This window comes from uncultured Corynebacterium sp. (assembly GCF_945649885.1).
Taxonomy (GTDB): Bacteria; Actinomycetota; Actinomycetes; order Mycobacteriales; family Mycobacteriaceae; genus Corynebacterium.
Genome location: NZ_CALZFS010000144.1, coordinates 1 through 6618 on the forward strand (window position 1 = coordinate 1; position 6618 = coordinate 6618).

General features: G+C 58.9%; 5 protein-coding genes, 1 pseudogene and 1 riboswitch. Of the genes and pseudogenes, 5 read left to right on the forward strand and 1 reads right to left on the reverse strand.

Translation table 11 applies throughout. The features are described from left to right. Positions 1 to 31 precede the first annotated feature (31 nt). A riboswitch (cobalamin riboswitch) is annotated at positions 32 to 183 on the forward strand. A gap of 99 nt (positions 184 to 282) precedes the next feature. From Q0M74_RS12410 to Q0M74_RS12430, 5 genes are read left to right on the forward strand one after another with little or no spacing between them, the layout of a single operon-like run. Beyond that, entirely contained in the window at positions 283 to 1527 is a 1245-nt protein-coding gene (locus tag Q0M74_RS12410; RefSeq protein ID WP_293954931.1) for a hypothetical protein, read from the forward strand. Positions 1528 to 1536: 9 nt separating this feature from the next. After that, positions 1537 to 2616, forward strand: a complete 1080-nt coding sequence (locus Q0M74_RS12415) for an oxidoreductase (RefSeq protein WP_293954933.1) — start codon at positions 1537 to 1539, stop codon at positions 2614 to 2616. A gap of 23 nt (positions 2617 to 2639) precedes the next feature. Continuing rightward, the gene (locus Q0M74_RS12420) at positions 2640 to 3782 is read left to right on the forward strand and encodes an energy-coupling factor transporter transmembrane component T (protein WP_293954935.1); all 1143 of its coding nucleotides are present in this window, start codon (positions 2640 to 2642) and stop codon (positions 3780 to 3782) included. Beyond that, a complete protein-coding gene (locus Q0M74_RS12425; RefSeq protein WP_293954937.1) occupies positions 3775 to 5472 on the forward strand; it encodes an ABC transporter ATP-binding protein in 1698 nt (565 codons plus the stop codon). The genes Q0M74_RS12420 and Q0M74_RS12425 overlap by 8 nt, the downstream gene beginning before the upstream one ends. Beyond that, entirely contained in the window at positions 5469 to 6254 is a 786-nt protein-coding gene (locus Q0M74_RS12430) for an ECF transporter S component (protein ID WP_293954939.1), read from the forward strand. Before Q0M74_RS12425 ends, Q0M74_RS12430 begins: the two co-directional genes overlap by 4 nt. Before the next feature lie 112 nt (positions 6255 to 6366). On the opposite strand, the pseudogene Q0M74_RS12435 reads toward Q0M74_RS12430, so the two are convergent. Then, positions 6367 to 6618 (reverse strand): annotated as a pseudogene (locus Q0M74_RS12435) (hypothetical protein); the annotation flags it as partial.

A 6618-nucleotide genomic window follows, 5' to 3' on the forward strand; every position in this document is an offset into this window, starting at 1 on the left:
CCCTGGGGGCAGGGTTCACACAGTTATTTTTGACCGCACTGCGAACTGTTTCTAAAGTAAAAATTACCTACCGTTTGTTATCAGGGGAAGTCCGGTGAGATTCCGGCGCTGACCCGCAGCCGTATGGTGCTCCTCATCAGGAGCACTGAAGTCGGAATACCTGAAACAACACTGTTGGCTCCAAACCGTCGAGGACTACGGTTCTGGAAGCCCGTGTCAAGGCATGCCTGCCTTTTCGGGATTCTCAGAAGCGTTTCCCAAAAAGATTAAGGACATGCCTTCATGGCCACTCTTACTGGGATGCGGACCACAGCAATCACTCTTGCTCTGGCTACTGGCATCACCTTGTTCAGCCCGCATATCGCACACGCTGCCACTCCCCCAACATCTGCTGAGATCCACACCACCGGTGCATTTCTGGCTTCCCAGTTGGATGCCACCACTGATGGACTGCTTACCGGTCCCACCGGACGTACTGATATCGGATTGACCGCTGATGTCATCTTTGCACTGGATGCCCTGAATACCCACCCTGAGCAGGCTGATCGCAGCTATACCGCCGTGATGGCGAACCTGGATGGCTTCACCCACTTTTTGGGTGAGGTTGATGCCAACCGCATGGCCAAGATCGTGGCACTCGAGGATTCCCGAGGCGAACGCGACAGCACCCGCATTGCGGAACTGGTGGATGCTGTGCAGGACAACGGTCAGATGATGAATGAGACCGAGGGGGAGCCCACCTCCGCGGTACAGAACTTCGGGCAGTCCTGGTCCGTGATCGCCCTGGCAAGAGTTGGGGAGACAGCGGCTGCGGAAAAGGCCGCCTCCTTCCTGGAAAACCAGATCTGCCCTGATGGTGGTGTCCCCCTCTTCCAGGCAGATCCCCCGAGTTGTAATTCTGTGGATCCAGATACCACTGGCCTGGCAGCCCAGGCGCTCACCCTGGTCCATGGCAAGGACCACCCCTCCACCCAGGCCACACTGGGTTATCTCCGGGAAAAGATCAATGCCTCCGGTGGCATCACCGGTAGATTCTCCGGTGTGAATGCCAGCACCACCACCCTGGCAGCAGGTGCTTTCGCAGCTGCCGCGGACACGGCCAACCTGACCCGCACCCACAGCTATCTCAACAGCGTGCGCTTTGGTGACACCGCACCGGCAGTCCTCCGGGGTGCCTTCGCCTGGCGGATCCAGGGCATGGATGCCACCACCACCCCCACCGATCAGATCCTGCGCACCTCCGCGCAAGCTGCACTGGGATTTGCTGGTGCCAACTACATCAACGCAGCCGTTGTCTACCCGGGTCAGGATGCTCCCACCCCCTCACCTGAACCGACACCGACACCCTCACCTGAACCCTCACCAGAGCCAAGCGCACCTGCCACCCCGGATGAAAACACCCCCCAGGATGCCACCGGATCCTCTGAAGGTGGGATCCCCTTCGAAGCACTGGCTGCCGTCATTGCCCTGATTGCAGCAGTCATTGGTTTTGCTGGTCCAGGTTTCTTCCTCCCGGTTCAGGTCTAGGGGTTGACTGTGATTCATCTGAAATTCCACCTCAGCCGCCCTCAGACCCTGCTCAAGGTGCTGGCCGCCATGTTGGCAGGCTGGATGTTCCTCGCAGTTTCCCCGTGGGCCCCTACCGCCCACGCTACAACCGTGACCCCCTGCTCCGATGATGAAGTGACCGTGATGATCGAGGGATATCCACTCGCCTGCTCCCCTGCTGGTGGAACTGGTTGGCAGACCCTGATCAATGCCGGGTTCTCCCTTGAGGGAACACAGAAATTCCCTGAATTCCTCTGCCGGATCAACAACTACCCGGATGCCAGTGTGGATAAATGCCTCACCGCCTCCCCCTCCCATGCCTACTGGTCCTATTGGCATGCCTCCCTGGGTGACAACTCCTGGGTCTACAGCGATCGTGGATCCCTGATCCACTACTCCCAACCCGGCACCGTGGAAGCTTGGACCTGGGGCCCCGGCGTTGAACCTGACGCAGTGCCGGTGAGTAAAACAGAAACCGAAGAGGACCCCGCTTCTGATTCCTTTTTTGATTCAGATTTGGACTCAGACCCAGATGAGGGCCGTACCAAGCTCGATATTCCCACTATTCCGACCATCCCACCTTTGGACAACCGGAACACCACCACGCCCGCCACAACAACACAGGAGGAAGAACCGGAGCCTGAGGAGAATCCGGATAATCCGAATGAAGTGCTGGTGTTCCTTGATTCTGAGGGCAATAAGATCAGCAGGAAAGAGTATGAGGAACTCATTGCTGCAGCATCCCGGGCAGCAGCTCAGCCTGCACAAACCCGTGCAGCACCTGCCCCGAATACCTCGAGTTCCCCGAGTGCTCAGTCCGCTCAGCCCAGCACCCCAACAAACACTCCGGATCCGAAGAGCACACGCGTGATGACTGCTCCGGTGCTGGATAGTTCTTCCGGGATTCAGGAAGAACCTGTCATCCCGCAGTACGCCCCCGCGGCAGCACAGGCTGCTGGCAATTCTTCCCCGGCGTGGATGATTGCACTGACCGTGGCCTTCATCATTCTCCTCGGTGGTGCTGCCGCGGCCACCTGGGTGATTCGCCGCGGCGAAGTCAACGGGTGAGGTCACAGGTGAGTGCGTCTCCTATGACAACCCTAAAACGTTATCTGCTGTCCAGACGTCTGATCCATCCCATGGCGTGGTGGGTGTGGGCGCTGGGCATTGCAGGAACAATCAGCCTGACCACCAATCTTTATGTCCTGGCCATGGCACTGGTGGCCCTGTGTTTTGTGGTGGCCCAACGCCGGGGGGCTTCCCCCTGGGCACGCGCTTTTCCCATCTATTTCCTGATCTGTGGCTGGATCGTGGTCTACCGCCTGGTCATGCATGTCCTGGTGGGAGCCAAGATCGGTGAGATGGAGCTGTTTCACATTCCGCCGCTGACGCTGCCTGAGTGGGTGGCGGGCATCAATGTGTTTGGCACGGTATATGCCGAGGGGTTGTTGATGAGTGCCACCCAGGGTCTGGTGCTGGGCACGATGATTGTTGCCGTCGGTGCGGCAAACTCCCTCGCTGATCCGAAGAAGCTGATCAAAGCTCTGCCCGGCGCGCTGGGTGACCTGGGTACGGCGATTGTCATCGGGATTTCGATTGCTCCGCAGATGGCGGAATCGGCGTATCGGATTCATCGGGCCCGTACTCTCCGCGGTGATGACACCCGGGGTGTGCGTGGTTTTGCGCGCATCCTCATGCCGGTTTTCCAGGACACCTTGGATCGTTCCCTGGCTCTGGCGAGTTCCCTGGATGCGCGTGGGTACGGGCGTCGGGCGGATACCCCGTTGATTGAGCAGCGCATCACGTCTGTGTTCGGGGCGCTTGGCATCATCGGTGCCACCATTGGCATCTTTGTGGTGTTGGATGGCCGTGCCCCGATGTTCATTGCTGTGCCGGTGTTGTTGGTGGGCGCTGGATTTCTTGTGATTTCGCTGGTCATTGCTTCTCGACGCAAGACCTCCACCACCTATGACCAGCTGCCTTGGGCAGGTGCGGAGTGGCTGACCAGCCTGTGTGGGCTGGTTCCGCTGGCAATGGCCCTGCTTGAGTATCGACTCAATCCTGCCTCCATGGTGACCACCTGGATGCCTCTGCATCTGCCCACCCAGGTTCCACTTCTTGTGATTCTGGGGATGGTGGTTGCAGCCCTCCCCGGTTTTTTCACTCCCCGACTGCCCCGGGCGACTTTCCGGGCACGTCGTCGCAAAGCACAGAAAGAAGCTGTATATGAATAGCCCTGGAGTGGTTCGTCGTGAAGCGTGGTCCCAGGCACCGGTCCTGGAATTGGAGGATGTGTCCGCCTCCTACTATGCCGATGAACGCACACTGGCGGAACCACAGATCAAAAACGTTGATCTCACGCTCACCGAGGGTGAGATTCTCCTGGTCATCGGCAGGACCGGTGCGGGTAAATCCACGTTGCTCAACACCATGACCGGTGCGATGCCCCATGCCACCGGCGGGCATATGGATGGTCATGTGCGTGTGGTTGGCCGTGATACCCGTGATTTTCCGCCCCGCCTGCTGTCTGATGTGGTGGGTGTGGTGGGGCAGGATCCGGCGGCGAGCTTTGTCACCAACACTGTGGAGGAGGAGCTTGCCTACAGCATGGAACAGCTCGGTCTGCCACCTACGGTGATGAAGAAACGGGTGGAGGAAACCCTTGATCTGCTGGGTATTGCTGAACTGCGGGGTGTTGCCCTTTCGGAGCTTTCCGGTGGGGAACAGCAGCGTGTGGCCATCGGTGCTGTGCTCACCACCCGCCCGGCGTTGATGATCCTGGATGAACCCACCAGTGCACTCGACCCCAACGGTGCAGAGGACGTGTTGGCCACAGTCACCCGTCTGGCCCATGATCTGGCGATGACCGTGGTGCTGGCTGAACACCGCATTGAACGTGTCCTGCAATATGTGGATCGCGTGGCCCATGTGGGTCAAGATGGCCGGGTCACCCTGGGTACTCCTGAGGAGATCATGACCACCGCGGATGTGGCACCCCCTGTCATTGAGCTGGGGCGTTGGGCCGGGTGGTCACCGCTGCCCATGTCCATCCGTGATGCCCGTGCGCAATCCCACATGATGCGCAGGAGTCTCTTCCAACGAGGGTTGGTGGTGTCCAAGGTCCCCACCATGACGCGTACTCCCCTGCTGCGTGCCCAGGATATCGTGGTGGATTTCCCTGAGATCAGAGCTGTTGACGGGGTGGATCTCACCCTGCATGAAGGGGAGATCACCGTGCTCATGGGGCGTAATGGTTGTGGTAAATCCACTCTCCTCTGGGCGCTGCAGGGAACAGGTAAACGTAATCAGGGGTCAGTGCTGGTGCACGGGTCCTCCTGGGTGGATCCCCATTCACTCAAGCCAGCTGCCCGACGCCGGATCGTGTCCATGGTTCCCCAGACACCCACCGACATCCTCTACGAGTCCTCCGTGGCTCTGGAACTACACCGCTCCGATAAAGATGCCTCTGCTGACCTAGGAACCACCCGGTCCATCCTGGATTCCCTGGCACCTGGCATTTCCGATGACCTGCATCCACGGGACCTGTCCGAAGGGCAGAAACTCTCCCTGGCGCTCTCCATCCAGTTGGCTGCCCAGCCACCTGTGGTGCTTTTCGACGAACCCACCCGCGGCCTCGACTATGACGGTAAGAAAGCCCTGGCCAACAGCTTCAAGGAACTGGCCATCAACGGGCATGCCGTGATGGTGGTGACCCATGATGTGGAGTTCTCTGCACTGTGCGCTGACCGCGTGCTGTTCATGGCAGCAGGAAAGATCGTTGCCGATGGTCCTGCCGTGGACATCCTCGCAGCATCACCTGCCTATGCCCCGCAGGTAGCCAAGATCACCGCCGGTATTCAGGATGCTTCCCACTGGCTCACCGTGCCTGCTGTACAAACCTCCCTGGGTGAGGTGATGTCATGAGAAATGCCATCGTGTTGAAGCCGAAGTCCTTCCTCACCCTGAGTGTGCTGGCAGTGTTGAGCATGGTGATCTTCTTCTGGCCGTTGATCGTGAATCCGGAGTCTTTTCTCTCCGATGATGCCCAGGCCCCGCTGTACCTGGCCCTGGTGATTCCCCTGGTCTTAGCCGCGGTGGTATCCGAAATCAGCGAAGATGGCTTTGATGTCAAAGCCATTGCCATGTTGGGTGTTCTCAGCGCCATGGTGGCAATTGTCCGCCCCTTCGGTGCAGGATCTGCAGGCTTTGAGGCAGTATTCTTCATCCTCATTCTGGGTGGGCGTGCCTTCGGCCCAGGCTTCGGTTTCATCCTGGGAAACACCGGACTTTTTGCGTCCGCACTGCTCACCGCAGGTATCGGCCCCTGGCTTCCCTATCAGATGCTGGCTGCCGCCTGGGTGAGTTTTGGTGCAGGCCTCCTGCCACCACTGCGTGGGAAGAAGGAGATCATCATGATCATTGCCTATTCAGTACTTGCTGCCCTGGGCTATGGATTCCTGATGAACATGAGCTTCTGGCCCTATGCCATCGGGGTCTCCACTGACCTGTCCTTCACCGCAGGTGCACCGGTGTTGGACAATCTCCACACCTTCATCATCTTTACCCTGACCACATCCCTGGGGTGGGATCTGGGCAGAGCAGTATTCACCGCAGTGTTACTACTGTTGACTGCCAAACCGATCCTGGGTGCTTTGCGACGTGCCTCCCGACGCGCTGCTTTCGGTGTGGAGCGCAGCTTCAGCTAGTCAGCTAGTCAGCTGTCCACAGCAGCCCTGAAAGACCCCTAAGAAACTCACGTTTTCTTAGGGGTCTTTCCTTTTCTGCTTTGTCTGGGTGGAGCGCAGCCCCCAATCCCACTTAGAGTTTCGGCAGTACGACGCCTGGAATGTTGAGGCCTGGGATCGTGAACAGTGCAGCCAGTCCGCCACCCACTAGTGCCAGGATTCCGGCGATCACAGCGAAGACGCCTGTGTCTGCAGAGGATCCGGAGGACTGGGAAGGATTATCCTCAGCAGGTGCAGCAGCCAGCTCAGTCAGGGAGGGTTCAACAGAACCATCTGAGGCCACCCATGCCTCCACGGTGCCTGCTTCCGGGGCGGATCCGGAGGC

What these genes read in the sequence shown, in the direction of transcription:
- Q0M74_RS12425 (WP_293954937.1), top strand. Translation starts at nt 3,775, where the DNA reads ATGAATAGCCCTGGAGTGGTTCGTCGTGAAGCGTGGTCCCAGGCACCG.
- Q0M74_RS12420 (WP_293954935.1), top strand. Translation starts at nt 2,640, where the DNA reads ATGACAACCCTAAAACGTTATCTGCTGTCCAGACGTCTGATCCATCCC.
- Q0M74_RS12430 (WP_293954939.1), top strand. Translation starts at nt 5,469, where the DNA reads ATGAGAAATGCCATCGTGTTGAAGCCGAAGTCCTTCCTCACCCTGAGT.
- Q0M74_RS12410 (WP_293954931.1), top strand. Translation starts at nt 283, where the DNA reads ATGGCCACTCTTACTGGGATGCGGACCACAGCAATCACTCTTGCTCTG.